This is a genomic window from Exiguobacterium sp. HVEsp1 (genome assembly GCF_002009685.1).
In the GTDB taxonomy this organism is placed as follows: domain Bacteria; phylum Bacillota; class Bacilli; order Exiguobacteriales; family Exiguobacteriaceae; genus Exiguobacterium; species Exiguobacterium profundum.
This window is the reverse complement of the sequence record NZ_KV917367.1, coordinates 2,651,674-2,672,188: the sequence shown is the minus strand read 5'-3', so window position 1 is coordinate 2,672,188 and position 20,515 is coordinate 2,651,674. Positions and strand designations below refer to the sequence as shown.

Sequence of the window (20,515 nt, the reverse complement as noted above, 5' to 3'; positions counted from 1 at the left end):
AAATGAAGATATTATTAATGATCGGTGCCGGATTGATGGCACTCGGTGTGGCACTTGGTGCATTTGGCGCCCATGCGCTAAAAGAGAGATTGGCGCCAAACATGTTGGCAAACTGGCAGACAGGTGTGCTCTACCATATGGTGCACGCGCTTGGAATCATTGGGATTGCAGCGCTCCTCATGCGCGTGAGCATCAGCCAGTTCAACGTGGCCGGTTGGCTCATGTTTGCGGGGATCGTTTTCTTCTCAGGAAGCTTGTACGTCATGGCATTGACGGGAATTACAAAACTCGGAGCCGTGACACCGATTGGCGGCGTGTTATTCATCGCTGCCTGGATTTTTGTCATCGTCGGTGCGATGAAACTATAACTTGAGAATCCATGTATTCGATATCCATGCTTTTGCTCATGTTCACATGTAGCGACGGCATGGATTTTTTTGATGAGTCATCCTATTAATTGGAAAAGGGATATGCAGTTCCATGCGCTTATTATTTTAAAATAGGGTAAATTGTTCTCTATTTACATAAAACATTAAAGAAAGATGTCAAATCGAACAGTCTGAAAAGGTATTGGTAAATAATAAGTTCTATGCATTCATTGTCTGCACCTTTGTTCTTGCGTAATAAAATTGAAATATAACTTTAACAGGAAAATATCTATCAGTTAGATATAATTAGTCGTGTTGAAACTCAACCAAATGATCGTTTTTGTTACATACTGAAACGGCTTTAAATATGTAGTGTAGTAGGTACTCACGTTTGTCATTTAAGAAAGGATGTACCCCATTCATGAATTGGAAACGCACAGTCTCGACGTTGACGCTCGGTGTGATGCTCATCAGCACACATACAGTTGCGGATGCATCGACTTCGATTAAAGAGAAGCAAGAACAACAACAAAAAGTAAAAGAAAAGCGCGACAGTGTGAAAAAAGACCAGTCAGAAACATCTTCAAAAATTGAAGTGAACAAGGAAGAGATTTCAAAAGTTCAGGCTGAAGTCAATAAAATGGACGCGCAATTGCAAGACATCATCAATGATGTCGCCATGAAACGCCAAGAAATCAAGCGCACCGAGATGAAGATTGAGGATCTTGAAGCCGACATTAAAGATTACCAAGAAAAAATGAAGGCGCAAGAAGCGATGATGAAAGAGCGTATGGCCACGATGCAAAAGAACGGTGGCGGATCAATTAACTGGGCTGAATTCATCTTCGGTTCAAAAAATCTCTCTGATCTCGTCACGCGTATGATCACAGCTGGAACGATTCAGCGTAGTGACCAAGAGTTGTTCGATGACTATGAAGCGACACAGCGTTCGTTGAAAGAAGCGCAGGCTGACTTAAAAGCAGAACGTGCTTCACTTCTTGAACAACAAAAGGCACTTGAAGTGCGTCAAGCCGAGCTTGAGAAGAAAATGAAGCAGCGTGAAAAGCGCATCAAAGAGCTTGAAGAGAAGAACATCAAGTTCGAATCACAGATCTTTGACCTTCAAGAAATTGAAGCGACATTAGTCGCACAAGAACAGGCGATCGCGGCTGAAATCGAAGCGCAACGTCGCGAAGAAGAGGAAGCCCGTCGTCGTGCGGAAGAGGCAGCTCGTCAAGAGGCGGCACGTAAAGCGGAAGAAGCCCGCCAAGCAGAAGCTGCACGTCAAGCTGAGGCTGCTCGTCAGGCAGAGGCGGAACGAGAAGCGGAAGCGGCTCGTCAAGCTGCTCAACAAAAACAAGACAATAAATCGAATACCCCGTCTTCATCGTCTTCAAACAACACGAGACCATCAACGCCAGCTCCAAAACCGGCACCGGCGCCAACGCCAGCTCCGAAACCAGAGCCAAAGCCGGCACCGACGACATCGACGCCAGCACCGTCTAGCACGATGTTCATTCAACCAGCTTCAGGACGCTACTCGCAAGGATGGGGTCCGGCAAGTGGTGCGTATGGTTACACGTTCCATAACGGTGTAGACATCGCCGGTCCAACAGGGACACCGATTCGTGCATCTGCGACAGGTACGGTCATTCGTGCAGGTTGGGGTGGTGCATACGGCAACCACGTCATGATCGCGCACGTCATCAACGGTCAAGTTTGGACGACGGTTTATGCGCACATGAACTCGGTATCTGTCAGCTCTGGACAGCGTGTGACGCAAGGGTCGAACATCGGGACGCTTGGAAACACAGGGAACTCGTCAGGTCCGCACTTGCACTTTGAGATTCATAAAGGCGGCTACTCATACTCGGCAACGAGTGCGGGTAGCACGGTCAATCCGCGTCAGTTCTTCTGATGCATCAACCAAAAAGCTCCTTTCGATTGCGAAAGGAGCTTTTGTGCGTAATAAATCCCTCCGCTGTCGCGAAGGGATGCTTGTTAATTGGCTTGTTCGATATCGCTTGGACGATCTTGTTTTTTACGCATTTGTTCACGCACGTAATAGATGATCGTCAACCCAATCAACCAAGGTACGCCGAACTTCAGCAAGATGTTGAAATCCGTGAACCATGTCGTGATCATCAGGCTGAGCAGTAAGACCGCCCCGAGCAATGGGAGGAATGGATATCCCATCATGCGGACAGGGAGTTTTCGCCCAGTCCATTTCTTACGGAAGAACAAGTGGGAGACGAAGACCATGAACCAAGTGAAAATAGCTCCGAACATCGAGATTCCCATCAAGAATGGATACGACGACTCCATGAATACTTGTAGCAAAGCGGCGAGGATGATCCCGCCCGTTGAAACGAGTAGCGCGAACATCGGGATCCCATTTTTGCTGATTTTTTTGAACGCTTTCGGTGCATCGCCGGCTTCCGCAAGCGAGTACATCATACGTGTCGACGCGTAAAGCTGCGCGTTCATCGCAGACAAGGCGGCGATCAAAATCACAAAGTTGAGGATGCCTGCCGCGAACGGGACATCAAACTGTTCCATGACGAGCACGAACGGACTTTGGTCGATCCCGGCTTGCTGCCATGGGATCAGCATGAGCATGATCGCGAGCGTGACGACATAGAAGAACGTCAAGCGGAACACGGTCGCGCGTAAAGCGCGTGGTACAGCCTGGTCCGGGTCTTTCGCTTCTCCCGCTGTCACAGCGACAAGTTCGGTTCCAAGGAAACTGAAGAGGGAGATGAAAATCGTCACCCACATTCCGTAAAAACCGAACGCGAAGAAGCCTTCGTTTCCTGTCGTGATTGACTCAATTGGTGATCCTGGTTCGCCGAACAATGTGGCGGCACCGAGGACGATGAATAGGATGATGGCAGTTACTTTGATGAAGGATAACCAGTATTCGGTCGTTCCGAACGTGTGAACGTGACGGGCGTTGACGTAAATGAGTAGTCCACCGAAGAGGGCGACCCAAACGAACCCGTTCACATCTGGGAACCAGTAGCGCATGTAAATGGCGATGGCACTGACTTCAACTCCTACAGCCAGTACGTTTGCGACCCAGTAAGAGTAACGGACGAGAAAACCAGCGAGTGGATGAACGTATCGCTCGGCAATCGTTCCGAATGATCCAGATGTTGGATGGGCAACCGTCATTTCGGCGAGAGCACCCATGAGTAAGAGGACGATGAACGCCCCGATGGCATAGCTGACGAGCACGCTCGGACCAGCGGTTTGAATCGCGAGACCGCTTCCTAGGAACAGCCCGGTTCCGATGGCACTCCCGAGGGAAATCATCGTAAGTTGCCGGGTGGACAGCTCGCGTTTTAGTTTGTTTGTTTCCAAAATCGATTCTCCTTTAGCTGAGTGAAATGTTGTTGTGGACGACTATAGCAGACGAAAAAAAACAATGTCAATTCGAAAAATCGATGAAGGTTTCTCATTTTTGGATGCACATATAGAGGCAAAGTTTTTATATTTTTTTTATTTGACATGGATTCATCTGCCCTGTATAGTACGAATTAACTTAACTGAAACGAATAAAGGCGTCGACGAAGAGAAGTAACGACGAATCCTGTATGACAGAGAGCTGATGGTTGGTGCGAATCAGTATATGGGACGTCGCGAATGGACTTCTGAGCTCTAAACCGAACTTTGAGTAGGCTTTAGCGGGTTACCCACCGTTATCACGGGGAAGCGGATGATTGTCCGTGAAGTGGGTTCTTTGGAACCAACGAAGGTGGCACCACGGGGTTACTCGTCCTTCTTATAGCGCAGGCTATGAGGAGACGGGTGACCCCTTTTTCGTTTCAACAATATAAATCGAGGATTGAGAAGAGTAGCGCGAGAAGACGTTTCGTCCAGAGAGTCAGGGATGGTGAGATCCTGACCGAGGCGTCCGCGTGAATGGGCTCATGAGAGCATGGCTGAAGAGAGTAGGTCGTGACGGTTTCCCCCGTTATCGGGATACGATGTGATTGCATCGGAGAGTGGATTCTTTTGAATCAACGAGAGGTGGCACCGCGGTCTTGAACCGTCCTCCATACGACGACTGTCGTGTGGAGTTTTTTTATACACATTTTTAGAGGGGGAACCGACGATGATTCAACAATTGGAGACAAACGCATTATCAACAGCAGATATGAAAGTGGCAGCCAGCGAAATGTTCCAAGCGGATGAAGCGCAAATCGAACGAGTGCTTTTGGCGATGAAAGAGCGCGGTGAGACAGCAGAAGAGATGGCAGGACTCGCGGCATACATTCGTGAAGCGGCACAGTTCCCCCAGAGTGATTTACCCGTACTCGATGTGTGTGGTACCGGCGGCGACGGGGCGCATACGTTCAACATCAGTTCGACCGTCGCCTTTGTCCTGGCTGGTCTTGGGATTCCGGTCGCCAAGCACGGGAATCGAAGCGTCTCGAGTCGATCCGGGAGCGCGGACGTCCTAGAGGCACTGAACGTTCCAATCGTGAAGACGGCAGCGGAAGTACATGCTGACTTGAAACGGACGAACTTGAGTTTCCTCTTCGCCCAGCATGTCCATCCGATCATGAAGCACGTCATGCCGGTCCGGAAACGACTCGCGACGGCGACCATCTTCAACCAAATCGGACCGTTAACGAACCCGCTTCGCCCGAAACGACAACTTGTCGGTGTCTATCATCCATCGTTACTCGAGAAGATGGCGACCGCGATGCGTCATCTCGGCGTGGAGCGAGGTATGGTCGTCCATGGAGCAGGTGGACTCGATGAAGCGAGCCTCGCCGGTGTGAACGACGTGTACTTCTTTGATGAGGAACAGACGGCGCGTTATGCGGTCGACCCACGAGATGTCGGCTTGATGCGGGCGCCCCTCGAAGCGCTTCGTGGAGGAACACCAGAAGAGAACGCCGCAACCCTCGTCGCCGTATTGAACGGAGAGACGGGGCCGGCACGCGACGTCGTCTTATTGAACGCAGCACTTGCCCTTTGCACGTATGGCACAACCGCGACGCTTCGTGCAGGAGTAAAAGAGGCAAAACGTAGTATCGATGAAGGACACGCCTTACGGGTATTACAAAACTTACAACGGACGGAGGTCGAAGCATGAGTTATTTAACAAAAATCATCGGAACGAAAATGGAAGAGGTTAGCGGCATGCAGCCCATAGATGTCCCCGTGACGAAACCGATCTCTCTACTACATGTGATGAGCGAGGGATTCCATATCATTTCAGAGATCAAACGGTCGTCCCCCTCGAAAGGAATGATTCGGGAAACGGTCGACGTCGCCGAACGGGCGCGTCAATACGAACAAGCCGGTGCGACGATGATTTCCGTTTTGACAGACACGACATACTTCAACGGTTCGTTTGACGACTTGCGAAAAGTCGCCGATGTCGTCACCATCCCGGTGCTCTGCAAAGATTTCATCATCGATGAACGACAACTCGACTATGCGAAGCATTACGGTGCGAGTGTGGCACTTCTTATCGTGGCGGCACTCCATCCGACACGTCTTCAGAAGTTGACGCGATATGCGCGCTCCATCGGTCTCGACGTCTTAGTGGAAGTACATGATGAGGCGGAGTTGCGCATCGCCCTCGAACTTGATGACGTGTTAATCGGCATCAATAACAGAGACTTAAAAACGTTCGAGGTATCCCTCGAAACATCGATTGATTTGATGAAACGCTATCCTGAGGTCACATTCGTCAGCGAGAGCGGGGTCAGTTCGGTCGAGGCGGCTGCGCGTTTACAAGAAGCTGGAGCAAGCGCCATTCTCGTCGGGGAAGCACTCATGCGTGAAGAGGACCCGACCCGATTACTCGAGGAGTTGAAAACATGTTCGTTAAAATCTGTGGACTAAAAACAAAGGAAGCTGTTGAGGCGGCGGTCGAGGCGGGAGCGGATGCCATCGGGTTTGTCTTCGCCCCGAGTTCCCGTCAAATCGACGTGGCGACTGCGAAGACACTGGCCGCACACATCCCGGAATCGGTTCGAATCGTTGGTGTGTTTTTAAGTCCTTCAATGGAAGAGATTGAGGAAACGTTGAATGTAGGACTGACGGATTTACAAATTCACCATCGGACGCAGTCAATGGAACAACTCCGTATCTTCGGATTGCCCATCATCGATGCGTCGACCGAGGAGACGGCAGATGTACGATTGATGGATCATCCGAATCCGGGAAGTGGACAGGTGTTAGACTGGGGCGCAATCGACCGGCCGCAGCGTCCGTTTTGGCTAGCGGGCGGGCTATCCCCGGAGAATGTGAGACAAGCGATTCAACTCATCCAACCAGACGGCGTCGACGTCTCGAGCGGTGTCGAGACGGACGGTGTGAAAGATATCGAAAAAATTCGTGCGTTCATTCAACGCGCCAAGGAGGAACTATGATGTATGCACAACCAGTGAACGGGAAGTTTGGACAATATGGTGGGAAGTACATTCCAGAGACGCTCATGCAGGCGGTCGAAGAATTAGAGGTCGCTTATGAAGAGGCGAAGCAAGATCCTGAGTTTCAAGAACGATTCTCTTCCTTATTACGTGAATACGTGGGACGTGAGACGCCACTTTATTATGCGTCGAACCTAAGTCGTCGCCTCGGTACGAATGTCTATTTGAAACGTGAAGACTTGAACCATACCGGTGCCCATAAGATCAACAATACGATCGGGCAGGCGCTCCTGGCGAAACGGATGGGGAAACAGAAAATCGTTGCGGAGACAGGCGCGGGACAACACGGTGTCGCGACGGCAACAGTATGCGCACTACTCGATTTAGAATGTACCATCTTCATGGGTGAGGTCGACGTCGAGCGACAAGCGTTGAACGTGTTTCGGATGGAACTTCTTGGGGCGAAAGTCGTCCCTGTCAAATCAGGAAGTCGCACCTTAAAGGATGCCGTCAATGAAGCGCTCCGTTACTGGGTCAAACATGTCGACGATACGCACTATGTGATGGGTTCTGTTCTCGGACCGCATCCATTTCCGCAGATGGTACGTGATTTCCAAAGCGTGATCGGGACAGAGACACGTGGTCAAATCCTCGAACAGACGGGACGCCTTCCGGATGCCGTCGTCGCTTGTGTCGGCGGAGGGAGCAACGCCATGGGGATGTTCTATCCGTTTTTAAACGATGAGTCGGTCGCGCTCTACGGTGTCGAAGCGGCAGGAAGTGGCATTGATACGGATAAACACGCAGCGACCCTCACAAAAGGGGAAGTCGGTGTCTTACACGGGTCGCTCATGTATGTTTTGCAAGACGCAGCGGGTCAAATCGAGGAAGCGCACTCCATTTCAGCTGGACTCGATTATCCAGGGGTAGGACCGGAGCACAGTTTCTTGAAAGATATTGAGCGGGTGCGCTATGCGGCCGTCACGGATGACGAGGCACTCGATGCGTGTCTCGCACTCAGCCGACAAGAAGGAATCATTCCTGCATTGGAGTCTTCACACGCCCTTGCTTATGCAGAGACGCTCGCGAAGACGATGGGAGAAGACGATACACTGGTGATTTGTTTATCAGGGCGCGGAGACAAAGACGTCCATACAATCCGAGAGAAGGTGGCGACACGATGAAACTAGAGACAGCGATTCGACAGCGAGAAGGAGCGGCATTCGTTCCGTATATCATGGCCGGTGACGGCGGGATGGACCGGCTCATCCCGACCGTCGTGGAACTAGAACGGATGGGTGCGACGGCGATTGAACTCGGGATCCCCTTCTCTGATCCGGTAGCGGATGGACCGATTATTGAGGCGGCAGGAATGCGCGCGCTTGAAGCAGGTGTGACGCTTGAAATGGTATTGAACCATTTAATAGAAGGAAATGATCAATTTAACGTTCCAATCGTCTTGATGACCTACTTGAATCCAGTGTTTCGGTTCGGGGTCCAACCGTTCTTTGATCGGGCGAACGAATGTGGGGTGAGCGGGGTCATTATTCCTGACCTTCCGTTTGAGGAGAGTCTCCAGTTATTCGCAGATATTAATCGGCATGACGTCGCCGTCATTCCGCTCGTCACGTTGACGAGCAGTGAGGCGCGGACAACGTCCATCTTAGAAAAAGCAGAAGGATTCGTGTATGCGGTCACGCTCAAAGGAACGACCGGGAAAGCGGATGTATTCCCGGACGAGCTTCTCGCCTACTTAACTCGATTGACTGAGCAGTCACGTGTTCCCGTCTTAGCAGGATTCGGAGTCCATCGTCCGGAGCAAGTGCAGACGTTGGGACAAGCGTGTGACGGTGTCGTCGTCGGGAGTTTCATCGTCGAGGCACTTCATGAAGGACGGACAGAAGATGTTGAGACGTTGATTCAATCAGCAAAACACTTACACGCATAAGAAAACCGGCGCTTCAAATGAGGCGCCGGTTATTCGTTTACTCATAATTCCACTCGGTCTAGCCCATCTTCACCAAATGTTTGGTCGAGTTGATCATGACGATACATCGAAGCGAGCACATATAAAAGGTCGCCTTCTTCGATGGATGTCTGTCCATTCGGTGGAATCAAGTATTCGTTTCGGACGATGGCGTTCACGACAGTGTTTGGTGGGAGTGTGATATCCGCTAGCGTCTTGCCAATCATCGAAGAACTCTCCGTGACAACATAAGGGACGAGCTTATGTTGAGACTGTTTACTCGAGACGAGGGCGATCGTATAGGGAGAACGGATTTTATCCGGTCCGAGTAACCCCAATTTTTCAGCGAGCGGTGTCAACGTCGTCCCTTGAATCAAAGCACTCGTCACGACGACGAAGAAGACGGCATTGAATAAGAGTTGACTGTCCTCAATACCGGCAATTAAAGGGAATGTAGCTAAGACGATTGGAACAGCTCCCTTTAGCCCGGCCCATGAGATAAATAGTTTCTCTTTTCTCGTAAATGACATGCCAAGTGTCGATAAATAGACGGCAATCGGACGTGCCAAGAACATAAGGACGAATGAGATGAGTAGTCCTTTCCAAATCAAATCCGGCTCGATGAGTTGACGAGGGAAGACGAGTAACCCAAGGATGACGAACATGATGATTTGCATGATCCACGCGAGCGCTTCTGAGAATTGGACGATTGTCACTTCATGCGCTGTATCCGCATTTCCGACAATCATGGCGGCGATATAGACGGCGAGTAATCCGCTTCCCAATAAGTAAGCTGTGACACCATAGGTAAGGAACGCCATGGAAATCATGAGGACGGCATGCAGTCCGCTCGAATCAAGTCTCAAGTGGTTCAACATGAGGCGAGACAGTTGTCCAAGGATGAAGCCGATTAATGCCCCGACAACGATTTGAAGGGCGAACATCCAAATTCCGTCCCAAATGGTCGTATCCGGCTTCATCATGAAGTCGAGGGCGAGAATCGTCAAAAACATCGCCATTGGGTCGTTCGTGCCGGACTCGGCTTCGAGAGTCGCACCGACTTTCGGTGAGATATTCTTTCCTTTAAATGCGGCAAAGACGGCCGCTGCGTCGGTCGAACCGATAATCGCACCGAACAAGAAAGATTCAATCCAATCGAAACCAAATACGAAACGAACGGCCACGGCGACCACTGTTGTAGTAATCAATACTCCAAGCGTCGCCAGCGAGGCAGAAGGGGCGAGGACGCTCCGGATTGATGACCATTTCGTTTGAAGACCCCCTTCAAACAAAATGACAATCAAGGCAGCGACTCCAATCAGCTGCGCTAAATTCGAGTCGTCAAAGAAGATGAGACCAGTAATGTCACTTCCCATGATCATGCCGATTCCCATAAATAAAATCAAGGCGGGCAAGCCGAATCGAGTCGAGATTCGTGTCGCCATGACACCGGCAACGAGAAGTAGACCGAAGAGTAAAATGAGTACATCAGTACTTATAACAGGTACGGGCAAACACAACACTTCCTTTCTGAAACAATACTCTTAAGTTCATTATACCATGAAATCGTCTGATATTTCAGAATTGAGGATTAGGCAAACCATACACATTGGAATTGTCGGTTATGAATATGGTAAAGTAAACACATCATAGAAGGAGGAATGATGATGTCTAAAATTCACGTCATTCATGAAAACGAAGAATGGACGAACCACCTTGTCCACCGTTTAAAAGAATTGAACTTGCCATATGAATTGTGGCACTTGGACCAAGGGACGATTGACCTCGAAGCAATGCCCCCGGAAGGTGTCTTTTATAATCGGATGAGTGCCTCCTCGCACACACGTGGGCATCGGTACGCACCAGAATTGACGGAAGGCGTCCTCGCTTGGTTAGAGGCAAATGACCGGACCGTGTTTAACGGCACACGTGCCATCCGCCTCGAAGTGAGCAAAGTCAATCAATACACGGCGCTTCGACGTGAAGGAATTCGCGTGCCGAAGACGATTGCGGCAGTCGGTAAGGCGCAAATCATCGAAGCGGCTGAGCAGTTAGGTTTGACACCGTTCATCACGAAACATAACCGTGCCGGAAAAGGACTCGGGGTCCAATTGTTCCATACGATCGAAGGACTCAAAGAATATGTATATGGTCCCTCGTTCGAGGACTCGGTTGACGGCATCACGCTCATTCAACAGTATATCGAAGCCCCGGAACCGTATATTACCCGCTGCGAATTCATCGGCGGAAAGTTCCTGTATGCGGTGCGCGTCGATACGTCGGAAGGATTCGAGCTCTGTCCTGCTGATGCCTGCTCGATTGAAGACCAGTTCTGTCCGGTCGGGGAGACGCCACCGGCGAAGTTTGAAATCGTCGAAGGATTCGATGACCCGATCATTCCAAAGCTCGAACAGTTCTTGAAAGCGAATGCGATCGATATTGCGGGGATTGAGATCATTCGAGACCGATACGGAAACGTCTACGCCTATGACGTCAATACGAACACGAACTATAATTCCGATGCTGAAGCGAAAGCGGGACGCTACGGAATGCTGGAATTGGCTACTTTCTTAGGCGACGCACTTCACGTCACCACGACAAAATAAGGGTCAGGCGCTCGCCTGACCCTTTTGCTGTGTATGTTTGAGTTGCTCTTCAAATCGATGTTGGACTAATTCTGCTGTCGGTGCCATTCGTTCGATGAACGAATCTAAACGTTCCGCAGTGTCACGATCGGTTTCTTTAAACACGCGCATCGTTGTTCACCTCGTTAATCAGGATAACTTGCTTACATCATCCTTAATTCCCGAGGTGTTATACGCGTAAACCTTTTACACGCTAAAGAATGTGCTCAAATTTTCTTTCGGTAAGATGTTCCCAACGTAGAAGTCGCCGAACTCACCGTATTTCGCACTCACTTCATCAAAACGCATCTCGTAAACGATTTTCTTGAACTGAAGTGAATCTTCAGCGAAGAGTGTGACGCCCCATTCCCATGCGTCGAATCCAGTCGACCCACCGATGAACTGCTGAATCTTACCAGCGTAGCTACGGCCGATCATGCTGTGGCGATACATGAGGTCTTTGCGCTCATCCATCGACAACATGTACCAGTTGTCGCCGTCGCGACGAGCCTTGCTCATCGGATAGAAACAGATGTGTGCGGCCTTTGGAAGTGTCGGATAGAGGCGTGAACGGATATGAGGGTTTTGATACGGGTCCCCGTCTCCAGATCCGCGATACATCCCGAGCTCGATGACCGACACGTATGAATACGACGGAATCATATAGTCGTATAGCGCTGTTTTGCGGAATGCGCGCTCGACGTCTTCAAGTTCGTTGAATGTTGGACGAAGCACCATCAAGACGAGGTCCGCCTTCTGGCCGAGAATCGAGTAGAAGGCGTGGCTTCCTTCACCTTTTGCTTCCACTTCTTCAAGTGAGGCGAGGAACGCAGTGAACTCCTCAATCATCTGTTCACGCTTTTCAGCATCGACGAGTTTCAAACGAGCCCAATCAATCGTGCGGAAATCATGAAGTGTATACCATCCGTCTAATGTGGCGGCGGCATGTTGTGTATCTGTTGTAGGTACTGGACGTTCTGACATAAAAAAATCTCCTTTCGGGACTTGGCTTCGCCGTCTATTTTACCATACACGCTTCACTGACTGGCAACTTTGAGGCACTGTGAGGGTTATCACGATTCATGACGGGTAAAGAACAGAGGACAGAAACATGAAAACGGCTACAAAAATGGCTGTATCAGTCGATTTGTCGAAACTGTTCTATTCATATAATGATTGATTCTAGGCGATTTATGGCGAAATGGGCAGAATAGTTTATTTTGAAAAGGGTACTGTGTATAATTGAAATCGCGTAAAGACACAAGTCAACGGCAAAACCATTAGCAGTCATGCTGTAAATTGAGAAAAGGGGTTCATTCGTTATGAAATTATTTGAAACGTTGAAGCAAAAAGTTAGCCCGGTTCGTCCAACCATCGTCTTCCCGGAAGGTATCGATGAGCGTGTTCTTGGAGCCGCTGTTCGATTGAAAGCAGACGGTATGGTAGAACCGATCGTCGTCGGTGCGAAAGCAGATCTCGAAGCGGTTGCGGCGAAACACGGTTTCGACATCTCAGGTTTGACACAATATGACCCAGCGACATACGAAGACATCGACGTTCTCGTCGAATCATTCGTCGAGCGTCGTAAAGGGAAAGCGACGGCTGAACAAGCACGCGAACTCCTTACATCAGACGTGAACTACTTCGGAACAATGCTCGTTCACACAGGCAAAGCAGAAGGTCTTGTCTCAGGCGCGATGCACGCGACGGCTGATACGGTACGTCCGGCACTACAAATCATCAAAATGCAACCAGGCATCAAAAAGACGTCAGGTGTGTTCATCATGGTACGTGACGACGAGCAATATGTCTTCTCGGACTGTGCGATCAACATTGCACCGGACGCGGCGGACTTAGCAGAGAACGCGTTCTTGTCGGCAGCGACAGCGAAGACGTTCGGCATCGACCCACAAGTTGCGCTCCTTAGCTTCTCGACGAAGGGTTCTGCGAAGTCACCTGAAACAGAGAAAGTTGTGGAAGCGACACGCCTTGCGAAAGAGAAATCACCGAACCTTCCAATCGACGGAGAACTTCAATTCGATGCGGCATTCGTTCCTAGCGTAGCGGCGAAGAAAGCACCGGGTTCTGACGTTGCTGGTAAGGCGAACGTATTCGTCTTCCCAAGTCTTGAAGCAGGGAACATTGGCTACAAGATGGTTCAACGTTTCGGTGGATTCGAAGCGATCGGTCCAATCCTTCAAGGTCTCAACAAACCAGTGAACGACTTATCACGTGGTTGTAACGAAGAGGACGTCTACAAATTGACGCTCATCACAGCAGCACAAGCAATCGACGAGCGCAACGAAGCGTAAGTCCGGAGCATCCTTCTTAGAGAAGGGTGCTTTTTTTGATGGTCCGTTATAAACTATTCAAGAAAGGAGTGTTGAAATGGACGAACTAGATGAGAGCGTTTTATTACCTGAAGGACATCGTTACGCCATGTTTGGTGGTGGGGATGACTACCCACTTAAGACGTATTATGAAGGGGTATTTGAAACGGTCTTCATCGCGTTTCATCCATTCCTTGCTCCAATAGATCACTCCGCCGCGGTTGATTGTTATGCCGATCTGGACAAAAACGAGGTCGAACAGCAATTTCGGGCCGTTACATGGGAAGAGATGAGGCGAAGACTAGGTTTTCGTGACGTGAGCCGTATCGATCATGCGCTCCGAACGATGATTAGGGCGCTAAAACCACATGCCGAAGATCGAGCAGGGGCGAATCACATCATTGAATATTGCGAACGTGAGAATGTGCTTCCACCAGGTGAAGGGGAACTATCGAATCTACAAAAGAATCAAGTGTTGCGTGTACTCTTGGAGATGGGAGAAGGCTGGATCTGGACCGGAGACGAATTTTGTACGGAACGGCATCTCATCCATCTCAGTGAGACGCTAGCCGCTGATACGTGGGGCATGCAACATCGGACGTTTTTCGGTTATCAACACGAATGGCTCATCGTCCCACCTTGGGATAGCCATTTCACGTTGTTTTGTGGCAATCGCGCGTTGATCGAACAGGTCGTCGAACGATGCGAGCTCGAGGGATTTTATTGTGACGCTGAGACGACCATCAACTGGAGTTTGTCGGAGCATAAGCTGAGGTAAACTAAAAGAGGAATCCATGATTGAAAGGGGAACTATGTATGCAAAGCATCCATGCGACAGAATTAAGAGAAAAATTAGAGAACGGGGAGTCTCTCCATATCATCGATGTGCGCGAGCAAGATGAATATGAGGCAGGGCATATCCCGAACGTACCACTCTATCCATTATCGGAATTCCCACAAGTGACAGAAAAGTTGGCACAAGATAATGTCTATCACGTCATCTGTCGTTCAGGTGGACGGAGCCAGACGGCGTGTGATTACTTAGAATCGCAAGGTTATAAAGTCGTCAATGTCGACGGCGGAATGCTCGCTTGGGACGGCGACATCGAGGCGTGATGCTAGAGAATCCTTGGGTCGTCGTACCGCTTCTCCTTGCGCTCTACCTCACGGTCTATGCAGTGATGAAGCGATTTGACTGGGAGAAGTGGCGACTCGTCTGGGCAGTGTGGGTGATGCTCATCATCATCCTATTGACGATTGAACTCGTGACAAGTCTATAAAAAATGCGGAACCTTCTTTAACAGAGGTTCCGCATTTTTTATGCGTCTTGACGCTTATCGAATGTGATCGATGCAATCGCGTCGTGTTGGTGAATCGACTCTTCGTTACGGCATTCGACGAAGAAGTTCACGACTTGTTTCATCTCGTACAAGTCAGCCGCGATCAAGCGGACCATATCCTCGACGAAACGTGGGTTTTCGTATGCGATTTCAGTCGCACGTTTCTCATCCGGACGTTTGAGGACAGGGTGAAGTGGTGCTGAGGCGTTTGACTCCGCTGCATCGAGAAGGGCTGCACGCCAATCGAATCCGTCCATCGATGTCTCATCAAGACCGGCTTCGATCGTGATGTACCCACGTTGGTTATGGGCGCTGTACTCACTGATTTCTTTTGAACATGGGCAAAGCGTCGTGACGTTGATGACGAGACCGACTGTCACGTTTGCGACGCCCGTTTCGAGGTTATATGTCACACGGTGCATGACGTCCGCGTTCATCAAACCGCTAAGACCTGTCGCAGGTGCTTTACGCGTGAAGAACCATGGGTAACGGATTGTCAATTGGCCTTCTGTTTGTTCCATACGCTCGGCGAGCTCTTGCGCGAACTCGATTAACGAACGGTTTGATACCGTCCACCCTTGTTGATGGTACGCGTCGAGCTGCTCTGTCAAACGAGACATGTTGATCCCTTTACGGTCTTGTACGAGCGATGTCGTTAATTCAAATGTGGCGACCGTTGACTGGACTCCTTCTGGCGTCTCGACGTTCACGGGATGTTTCACGTTCGAGATCCCAACACTGTCGAGGGCGAACAAGAAGTTTTTCGGTGTATTTTGTAAATCGACCATTTGTTCTTTTTCGGTCGGCTTTGTTCCTTTAATCGGTGGGACCGACCCGAACAATTTATGTCGTTCTGCTTTAGTAGGTAAAGCGACATGGCTTGTAGACATAATCGGATTCTCCTTTTTTCGAGCGATTTAAAGCACCACTCGTTCTTGTTAGGATTTTATCACGAAATGATGGCTGAACGGGTATGATTTTGCTCTCATAACATGTTTTGAATATGCAATCGGAAAAAATCCTTCAGATATTGAAGAAAGAGGATTGATTTACTTTGTGAACGGGAATAAAATGGTCCTGTGAACTTAAAAAATAGATCACTCTTAAATATGAAGGAATTGAAAGAAAAAAGGAGATGTTTTTATGGATTGGCAGTTAATCCTGCAGTACGCCTGGATCGTCGTCGTGCTCGTCGGTTTAGAAGGCTTGTTATCTGCAGACAACGCGCTCGTCTTGGCCGTCATGGTTAAACACTTACCGCGTACAGAACAGAAAAAGGCATTATTTTATGGACTCCTCGGGGCGTTCGTCTTCCGATTTATCGCATTGTTCTTAATCTCGTTCTTAATCAACGTATGGCAAGTTCAAGCGATTGGTGCATTTTATCTGATTGGAATGAGTGGTCGACACTTGTATATGACGTATAAGGCACGAGGCCAAGAACCGAAGCAAGACTTGGCGGCTGAAGCGAAAGAAGAGACGGCTGTCACGGAGAAGCCGGTGTCGAAGAAAGAATTTTGGCTCACTGTCGCAAAAGTCGAATTTGCGGACATCGCCTTTGCGGTCGACTCAATCTTGGCAGCGGTCGCGCTTGCGGTCAGCTTGCCACCACTCGGTCTCGGTGAGATTGGTGGGATTGACTCGGGTCAGTTCTTCGTTGTCTTGACGGGTGGCCTCATCGGGGTCGTCTTGATGCGATTTGCGGCTCGTATTTTCGTGAAGTTGCTCCATCAACGCCCATCTCTTGAAACGGCTGCTTTCATCATCGTTGGTTGGGTCGGGGTCAAATTGACGGTGCTCGTACTTGAACACCCAGGATTCAAAGAATTGATTGCCGGGACACCGTTCGCATTCATGGGACTCCCAGACGGGTTCGTCCACTCGACAGCTTGGACGATTTTCTTCTGGTCAGTCATGGTCGGGATTGCGACATGGGGCTGGTTCTCATCGAAACCGACGGCGGTTAAACATTAAAAAATGGTCTCTCGTTTTTAAGCGAGAGACCTTTTCTTATGCCTGCACATTTTCTTTTTCGTAAATCGGCACCCAGCCCTCAGTCGTCACGAAAATACGAACGGCGACGACTTGACGGTCCTCTTGCAACGTGAAGTAATGACGTGTGTTGACCGGCACGGAGATGAGATCACCTGGATTGAGTTCGATATTGAAGTATCCGCGTTCTGCATCGTCAATCGCAAAGATGCCGTGACCACTGACGATGAAACGAACCTCGTCATCTGTATGATGATGCTCTTTTTGGAAGTTGACGAGCAGTTCATCTAAATTCGGTGTCGCATCGGATAGCGAGATGACGTCAGCCGTCTTGTAGCCACGTCGTGCTGATACATCTTGAATCTCGTCACGGAACGTCGCCAAGATAGTTTCTTTGTCTTCGTCTGTCAGTTGGTAATTTTCCTGAAGAGAAGCCGGTAACTTTGCGATGTCCCATGCTTCGTAAAGGATGTCTCGTGATTCTAAAAAGGCACGTACCTCTTGTTGGTCGCTGACGCGTTCTTCTGTTTGTTGGAAATAAATCGTTGCCATGTTGAATTCCTCCTTATGAATGGACGCCTAAGGCGCGTAATTTTAATGAATAGCTGAACAAAAATTCATATGCTTCTAAATAACGTTTTGCCGCAGCTGGCGTCTCGCCCCAAACGGTGATTCCGTGGTTCCGAATGAGGACGGCACCTGCATCGCCTGTGACATGTGGGGCAAATGCACGGGCGAGCGTCGGAATATCCGCATGGTTTTCGATGATCGGGATTTGGACGCTTGCCGTTTCCTCCCAATAGCCGAGTGCCTTGATGATTTCTTGACCCGCGAACGTGACATGTCCGTTCGCCGCGTAAAGCTCTGAGATGACGTTATTGTCAACCGTGTGCACGTGAAGGGAACAGGTTGCGTTCGTGTTGTTAAAGATTTCGACGTGTAGCAACGTCTCCGCGGACGGTTTACCTGTTTGCTCTCCAATCAATTGACCGGTCGCATCGACGAGAACGAAGTCTTCATTGGTACGCTTTCGTTTATCACGACCACTTGCCGTCACGAGGAACGTCAACGGGTCGTCCGATACGCGGATCGCCAAGTTGCCACTCGTCCCAGGAAACCAATCTCGTGCGGCGAGCTCGTCTTTAATGTCGGCAAGTTCGACCCATCGTTCTTGTACGGTCATACGTTCACTCCTTTCATGTGAGCTGAGATATCGTAGAATGTCTCGAACGGAACATGTCGAATTCCTTCCGCCTCACATAGCGAAATCAATTGCCCCCGTGCATACACGACGTCGGCACGTTTGGCGATTTCAAAATCAGTGACAGAGTCCCCGATGACAATCAACGTGTCGGTAGGTGAGACGATCTGTCGAGCAATCGTCGGCTTGCAGCATCCGCAGTCGTTCGAACAATGAACATCGCATGCATGAGGCCATGTGACGCGCGCTGTCTCTCCTGAAAAATCAACGTGATTGCAGAAGATGTGTTCCGGTGCGACGTAACCTTCTAAAATCGGATGGACGAAAAAGTCCATGCCCCCACTGACGACATCAAATCGAAAGCCGTGCGACTGGGTCTCTTGCAAAAACTCGACAAACCCCGCTCGAAGCGTGATGGTCGACTGAAGAAACTCACGATACTGCTCTTGCTGGTTACTTGGGAGCAAGCTGAACATCTGACCGACGCCTTCGCGAATGGAGAGCGTTTGGTTCAACACACCATCTTTGAGTTCGACCCATTCAGGTGGGGCGAACCGTCGCATCAACGCGATGATGTTATCTTCTTCCGTGATGGTCCCGTCGAAATCACAGATGACGTGCGTACTCATCGCGCACCCCACGCATCTAATGCAGTCGTTAAGGCATCAGTCTCGCTCGTCTTACCGATTGCCTGATCGATCGCTTGGCGGAACGCCCTCGCTCCGGCAGCCGCACCGTCTGGGTGTCCGTGAATCCCGCCGCCGGCATTGATGACGACATCCGTTCCGAAGTCACGAATCAAATCCGGGACGAGTCCTGGGTGAATCCCGGCAGAGGGGACCGCCAGAATCGGTTTCGTCCAATGGGATTCCGTCGCATACGTTTGAATCTGTTGTGTTTCGTCTTTCGGTGTCGACAGCGAACCGTATGGCGAAGGGAAGAGCGTCAAGTCCGCCCCGGCCAAGCGAATCAGTTTCCCGAAGAGTAGGGAATGACGAATCGATCCGGTCAACGCTCCTGCAAAAGCGGGATGTGCCAAAATCGGAACATGAATCTCAGAATCTTTGGCGAGCTCTCGCAATGCGTCGAGCCCATACGTATATACGTTGAATAAGAGTGCGGTCGCGCCTGCCTCAATCAATCGCTTCGCCTGGTCGCGTAAGGTGAAAACGGGTCCGCTCAACGTGACGGCGTATAGAACGGAGCGACCGGTCGTTTCTTTATGCTCCCGGATGACCGATGCCCCGATCCGTGCCCGTTCGAGCGACGGGGTGAGCGGATTGTCATATAGAATTTCATCGTCTTTGACGAGGTCGATGCCGCCTGCGAACTGGTCCCGGAGTTGTGTCGCCAAAAAATCAAGGTCTCGTCCGATGACGCCTTTGAAGATGCTCATCGCGAGCGGGCGGTCGTGTACACGAAGGGTGTCCCGGACCCCTTCAACTCCGAATGCGGCACCCGGAAAGTCCGGTGCGAGTTCCTCTGGAAGCGAGAGGTCGACAAGTTGAACGCCTGGGTCGAGGGAGAGCTTACCGAATGTCGTCGTCAGAATGGACGAAAAGTCCGGTGTCACGTTATGTAGCGGGTAGCGAATCGAGAAGCGACTTGTCGTTTCTTGTTGGGACGTGGCGATGACCTCACCTCGGAACGCTTGCAGTTGATATTGTTCGAGATGGTTCAACTCGGTCCATGTCCCGACGGTCAGCTCATGTGCGATTTTCTCAGCTACACGCTCGACGTGATCGGTATGTTTGATTTCATAAGTAGTGATGATTCCCATAAGTTCCTCCTTTCAGGTCAAACAAAAAATGACCTCATGCCAAGGCAAGAGGTCATTCAAAAAAACAATGAACTCTTATCTCTCAGCGTTAGCTGCAAGAATTAGCACCGTGCCATTTCTGGTCGGTTGCTGCGACATCATCGGGCTTGTCCCTCCGTCTGCTCTTGATAAGAATAGTTGTGAAGTTGTGAAATTTAATTGAATTTTTACATAGAATCGCTCACTCGTCAATTCCTTTTTTTGAGAAAAAAAGTTTGAAAATAATGTTTCTATATATGCGTGTCAAAAATAGGGAGGCGACTGAAAATAGAGGATTGACAACTAGCGTGCCTAGTCCGTAATATTCGTCTCAACACGTCAAACACAATTACATCATTTACTCTTATCGCGAGTTGGCAGAGGGAATTGGCCCTAAGACGCCGCAGCAACCGACCATTTGGCACGGTGCTACATCCACCAGACACATGTCTGAAAGATGAGAGGAACAACCAATTTGGGTGTGCCTCTTTCTCGCGGAGA

The 20,515-nt window shown here is 49.9% G+C and carries 22 protein-coding genes, 2 riboswitches and 2 other annotated features; of the genes, 13 read left to right on the top strand and 9 right to left on the bottom strand.

From position 1 onward, the window contains the following. The first annotated feature begins 2 nt into the window (after positions 1 to 2). A complete protein-coding gene (locus tag BV910_RS13625) occupies positions 3 to 368 on the top strand; it encodes a DUF423 domain-containing protein (protein ID WP_074035530.1) in 366 nt (121 codons plus the stop codon). Between the two features lie 421 nt (positions 369 to 789). Then, the gene (locus BV910_RS13620) at positions 790 to 2,286 is read left to right on the top strand and encodes a murein hydrolase activator EnvC family protein (protein WP_078147760.1); all 1,497 of its coding nucleotides are present in this window, start codon (positions 790 to 792) and stop codon (positions 2,284 to 2,286) included. Positions 2,287 to 2,369: 83 nt separating this feature from the next. Here BV910_RS13620 and BV910_RS13615 read toward each other — a convergent pair whose 3' ends face one another. Then, positions 2,370 to 3,683, bottom strand: a complete 1,314-nt coding sequence (locus BV910_RS13615) for an amino acid permease (protein ID WP_240499887.1) — start codon at positions 3,681 to 3,683, stop codon at positions 2,370 to 2,372. Positions 3,684 to 3,925: 242 nt separating this feature from the next. Beyond that, positions 3,926 to 4,154, top strand: a binding site (T-box leader). 48 nt (positions 4,155 to 4,202) lie between these two features. Beyond that, positions 4,203 to 4,430, top strand: a binding site (T-box leader). A gap of 55 nt (positions 4,431 to 4,485) precedes the next feature. On the opposite strand from BV910_RS13615, the gene trpD reads away from it, so the two are divergent. The 5 genes from trpD to trpA are packed head-to-tail and all read left to right on the top strand — an operon-like array spanning position 4,486 to position 8,711. Further along, positions 4,486 to 5,475, top strand: coding sequence for an anthranilate phosphoribosyltransferase (trpD, locus tag BV910_RS13610; RefSeq protein ID WP_078147758.1), 990 nt, complete (start codon positions 4,486 to 4,488; stop codon positions 5,473 to 5,475). Next, the gene (trpC, locus tag BV910_RS13605) at positions 5,472 to 6,233 is read left to right on the top strand and encodes an indole-3-glycerol phosphate synthase TrpC (protein ID WP_078147757.1); all 762 of its coding nucleotides are present in this window, start codon (positions 5,472 to 5,474) and stop codon (positions 6,231 to 6,233) included. Before trpD ends, trpC begins: the two co-directional genes overlap by 4 nt. Further along, the gene (locus tag BV910_RS13600; protein ID WP_078147756.1) at positions 6,209 to 6,763 is read left to right on the top strand and encodes a phosphoribosylanthranilate isomerase; all 555 of its coding nucleotides are present in this window, start codon (positions 6,209 to 6,211) and stop codon (positions 6,761 to 6,763) included. The genes trpC and BV910_RS13600 overlap by 25 nt, the downstream gene beginning before the upstream one ends. Continuing rightward, positions 6,760 to 7,947, top strand: a complete 1,188-nt coding sequence (gene trpB / locus BV910_RS13595; protein WP_078147755.1) for a tryptophan synthase subunit beta — start codon at positions 6,760 to 6,762, stop codon at positions 7,945 to 7,947. Before BV910_RS13600 ends, trpB begins: the two co-directional genes overlap by 4 nt. Next, positions 7,944 to 8,711 (top strand): tryptophan synthase subunit alpha, encoded by a 768-nt coding sequence (gene trpA / locus BV910_RS13590; RefSeq protein WP_078147754.1) that lies wholly within the window; start codon positions 7,944 to 7,946, stop codon positions 8,709 to 8,711. Before trpB ends, trpA begins: the two co-directional genes overlap by 4 nt. Before the next feature lie 41 nt (positions 8,712 to 8,752). Here trpA and BV910_RS13585 read toward each other — a convergent pair whose 3' ends face one another. Continuing rightward, positions 8,753 to 10,243 carry a potassium/proton antiporter gene (locus BV910_RS13585; RefSeq protein ID WP_078147753.1) on the bottom strand — a complete coding sequence of 497 codons (1,491 nt, stop codon included), beginning with the start codon at positions 10,241 to 10,243 and terminating at the stop codon, positions 8,753 to 8,755. A 153-nt stretch (positions 10,244 to 10,396) separates the two neighbouring features. On the opposite strand from BV910_RS13585, the gene BV910_RS13580 reads away from it, so the two are divergent. Continuing rightward, complete coding sequence (locus BV910_RS13580) at positions 10,397 to 11,335, top strand: ATP-grasp domain-containing protein (RefSeq protein WP_078147752.1); 939 nt, start codon at positions 10,397 to 10,399, stop codon at positions 11,333 to 11,335. A gap of 3 nt (positions 11,336 to 11,338) precedes the next feature. On the opposite strand, the gene BV910_RS14850 is transcribed toward BV910_RS13580, so the two are convergent. Together BV910_RS14850 and hemQ are read right to left on the bottom strand one after the other, a co-directional pair. After that, a complete protein-coding gene (locus BV910_RS14850) occupies positions 11,339 to 11,485 on the bottom strand; it encodes a hypothetical protein (RefSeq protein ID WP_012727492.1) in 147 nt (48 codons plus the stop codon). A 75-nt stretch (positions 11,486 to 11,560) separates the two neighbouring features. Then, a complete protein-coding gene (gene hemQ, locus BV910_RS13575; RefSeq protein ID WP_078147751.1) occupies positions 11,561 to 12,337 on the bottom strand; it encodes a hydrogen peroxide-dependent heme synthase in 777 nt (258 codons plus the stop codon). Between the two features lie 338 nt (positions 12,338 to 12,675). Here hemQ and pta point away from each other — a divergent pair, with 338 nt between their 5' ends. The 4 genes from pta to BV910_RS14845 all read left to right on the top strand — a co-directional run bounded on the left by pta (position 12,676) and on the right by BV910_RS14845 (position 14,963). Beyond that, positions 12,676 to 13,665, top strand: coding sequence for a phosphate acetyltransferase (pta, locus tag BV910_RS13570; RefSeq protein ID WP_012727490.1), 990 nt, complete (start codon positions 12,676 to 12,678; stop codon positions 13,663 to 13,665). 76 nt (positions 13,666 to 13,741) lie between these two features. Next, a complete protein-coding gene (locus BV910_RS13565) occupies positions 13,742 to 14,461 on the top strand; it encodes a DUF2711 family protein (protein WP_078147750.1) in 720 nt (239 codons plus the stop codon). 38 nt (positions 14,462 to 14,499) lie between these two features. Further along, positions 14,500 to 14,799 carry a rhodanese-like domain-containing protein gene (locus BV910_RS13560; protein ID WP_041917952.1) on the top strand — a complete coding sequence of 100 codons (300 nt, stop codon included), beginning with the start codon at positions 14,500 to 14,502 and terminating at the stop codon, positions 14,797 to 14,799. Next, positions 14,799 to 14,963: a hypothetical protein gene (locus tag BV910_RS14845; protein WP_168169878.1), complete on the top strand. Its 165-nt coding sequence runs from the start codon at positions 14,799 to 14,801 to the stop codon at positions 14,961 to 14,963. The genes BV910_RS13560 and BV910_RS14845 overlap by 1 nt, the downstream gene beginning before the upstream one ends. A gap of 38 nt (positions 14,964 to 15,001) precedes the next feature. Here the strand turns inward: BV910_RS14845 and folE2 are convergent, their stop codons facing one another. Beyond that, entirely contained in the window at positions 15,002 to 15,913 is a 912-nt protein-coding gene (folE2, locus tag BV910_RS13555; protein ID WP_012727487.1) for a GTP cyclohydrolase FolE2, read from the bottom strand. Positions 15,914 to 16,166: 253 nt separating this feature from the next. On the opposite strand from folE2, the gene BV910_RS13550 reads away from it, so the two are divergent. After that, the gene (locus tag BV910_RS13550; protein ID WP_078147749.1) at positions 16,167 to 16,997 is read left to right on the top strand and encodes a TerC family protein; all 831 of its coding nucleotides are present in this window, start codon (positions 16,167 to 16,169) and stop codon (positions 16,995 to 16,997) included. 36 nt (positions 16,998 to 17,033) lie between these two features. On the opposite strand, the gene BV910_RS13545 is transcribed toward BV910_RS13550, so the two are convergent. Genes BV910_RS13545 through BV910_RS13530 form a run of 4 tightly spaced genes read right to left on the bottom strand, consistent with a single transcriptional unit; the run spans position 17,034 to position 19,996 of the window. Further along, a complete protein-coding gene (locus BV910_RS13545) occupies positions 17,034 to 17,567 on the bottom strand; it encodes a 1,2-dihydroxy-3-keto-5-methylthiopentene dioxygenase (RefSeq protein WP_078147748.1) in 534 nt (177 codons plus the stop codon). Between the two features lie 13 nt (positions 17,568 to 17,580). Then, the gene (locus BV910_RS13540; protein WP_078147747.1) at positions 17,581 to 18,198 is read right to left on the bottom strand and encodes a methylthioribulose 1-phosphate dehydratase; all 618 of its coding nucleotides are present in this window, start codon (positions 18,196 to 18,198) and stop codon (positions 17,581 to 17,583) included. After that, a complete protein-coding gene (locus BV910_RS13535) occupies positions 18,195 to 18,845 on the bottom strand; it encodes a 2-hydroxy-3-keto-5-methylthiopentenyl-1-phosphate phosphatase (protein ID WP_078147746.1) in 651 nt (216 codons plus the stop codon). The genes BV910_RS13540 and BV910_RS13535 overlap by 4 nt, the downstream gene beginning before the upstream one ends. Continuing rightward, the gene (locus tag BV910_RS13530) at positions 18,842 to 19,996 is read right to left on the bottom strand and encodes a 2,3-diketo-5-methylthiopentyl-1-phosphate enolase (RefSeq protein ID WP_078147745.1); all 1,155 of its coding nucleotides are present in this window, start codon (positions 19,994 to 19,996) and stop codon (positions 18,842 to 18,844) included. The genes BV910_RS13535 and BV910_RS13530 overlap by 4 nt, the downstream gene beginning before the upstream one ends. Positions 19,997 to 20,068: 72 nt before the next feature. Further along, a riboswitch (SAM riboswitch) is annotated at positions 20,069 to 20,170 on the bottom strand. Positions 20,171 to 20,375: 205 nt separating this feature from the next. After that, positions 20,376 to 20,478: riboswitch (SAM riboswitch) on the top strand. Positions 20,479 to 20,515: the final 37 nt, after the last annotated feature.

What these genes read in the sequence shown, in the direction of transcription:
- BV910_RS13615 (WP_240499887.1), bottom strand. Translation starts at nt 3,683, where the DNA reads ATGATTTCCCTCGGGAGTGCCATCGGAACCGGGCTGTTCCTAGGAAGC.
- BV910_RS13600 (WP_078147756.1), top strand. Translation starts at nt 6,209, where the DNA reads ATGTTCGTTAAAATCTGTGGACTAAAAACAAAGGAAGCTGTTGAGGCG.
- BV910_RS13530 (WP_078147745.1), bottom strand. Translation starts at nt 19,996, where the DNA reads ATGGGAATCATCACTACTTATGAAATCAAACATACCGATCACGTCGAG.
- BV910_RS13625 (WP_074035530.1), top strand. Translation starts at nt 3, where the DNA reads ATGAAGATATTATTAATGATCGGTGCCGGATTGATGGCACTCGGTGTG.
- folE2 (WP_012727487.1), bottom strand. Translation starts at nt 15,913, where the DNA reads ATGTCTACAAGCCATGTCGCTTTACCTACTAAAGCAGAACGACATAAA.
- BV910_RS13560 (WP_041917952.1), top strand. Translation starts at nt 14,500, where the DNA reads ATGCAAAGCATCCATGCGACAGAATTAAGAGAAAAATTAGAGAACGGG.
- trpC (WP_078147757.1), top strand. Translation starts at nt 5,472, where the DNA reads ATGAGTTATTTAACAAAAATCATCGGAACGAAAATGGAAGAGGTTAGC.
- BV910_RS13580 (WP_078147752.1), top strand. Translation starts at nt 10,397, where the DNA reads ATGTCTAAAATTCACGTCATTCATGAAAACGAAGAATGGACGAACCAC.
- BV910_RS13620 (WP_078147760.1), top strand. Translation starts at nt 790, where the DNA reads ATGAATTGGAAACGCACAGTCTCGACGTTGACGCTCGGTGTGATGCTC.
- BV910_RS13565 (WP_078147750.1), top strand. Translation starts at nt 13,742, where the DNA reads ATGGACGAACTAGATGAGAGCGTTTTATTACCTGAAGGACATCGTTAC.
- BV910_RS13540 (WP_078147747.1), bottom strand. Translation starts at nt 18,198, where the DNA reads ATGACCGTACAAGAACGATGGGTCGAACTTGCCGACATTAAAGACGAG.
- hemQ (WP_078147751.1), bottom strand. Translation starts at nt 12,337, where the DNA reads ATGTCAGAACGTCCAGTACCTACAACAGATACACAACATGCCGCCGCC.
- trpB (WP_078147755.1), top strand. Translation starts at nt 6,760, where the DNA reads ATGATGTATGCACAACCAGTGAACGGGAAGTTTGGACAATATGGTGGG.
- BV910_RS14845 (WP_168169878.1), top strand. Translation starts at nt 14,799, where the DNA reads ATGCTAGAGAATCCTTGGGTCGTCGTACCGCTTCTCCTTGCGCTCTAC.
- pta (WP_012727490.1), top strand. Translation starts at nt 12,676, where the DNA reads ATGAAATTATTTGAAACGTTGAAGCAAAAAGTTAGCCCGGTTCGTCCA.
- BV910_RS13545 (WP_078147748.1), bottom strand. Translation starts at nt 17,567, where the DNA reads ATGGCAACGATTTATTTCCAACAAACAGAAGAACGCGTCAGCGACCAA.
- BV910_RS13550 (WP_078147749.1), top strand. Translation starts at nt 16,167, where the DNA reads ATGGATTGGCAGTTAATCCTGCAGTACGCCTGGATCGTCGTCGTGCTC.
- BV910_RS13535 (WP_078147746.1), bottom strand. Translation starts at nt 18,845, where the DNA reads ATGAGTACGCACGTCATCTGTGATTTCGACGGGACCATCACGGAAGAA.
- trpD (WP_078147758.1), top strand. Translation starts at nt 4,486, where the DNA reads ATGATTCAACAATTGGAGACAAACGCATTATCAACAGCAGATATGAAA.
- BV910_RS14850 (WP_012727492.1), bottom strand. Translation starts at nt 11,485, where the DNA reads ATGCGCGTGTTTAAAGAAACCGATCGTGACACTGCGGAACGTTTAGAT.
- trpA (WP_078147754.1), top strand. Translation starts at nt 7,944, where the DNA reads ATGAAACTAGAGACAGCGATTCGACAGCGAGAAGGAGCGGCATTCGTT.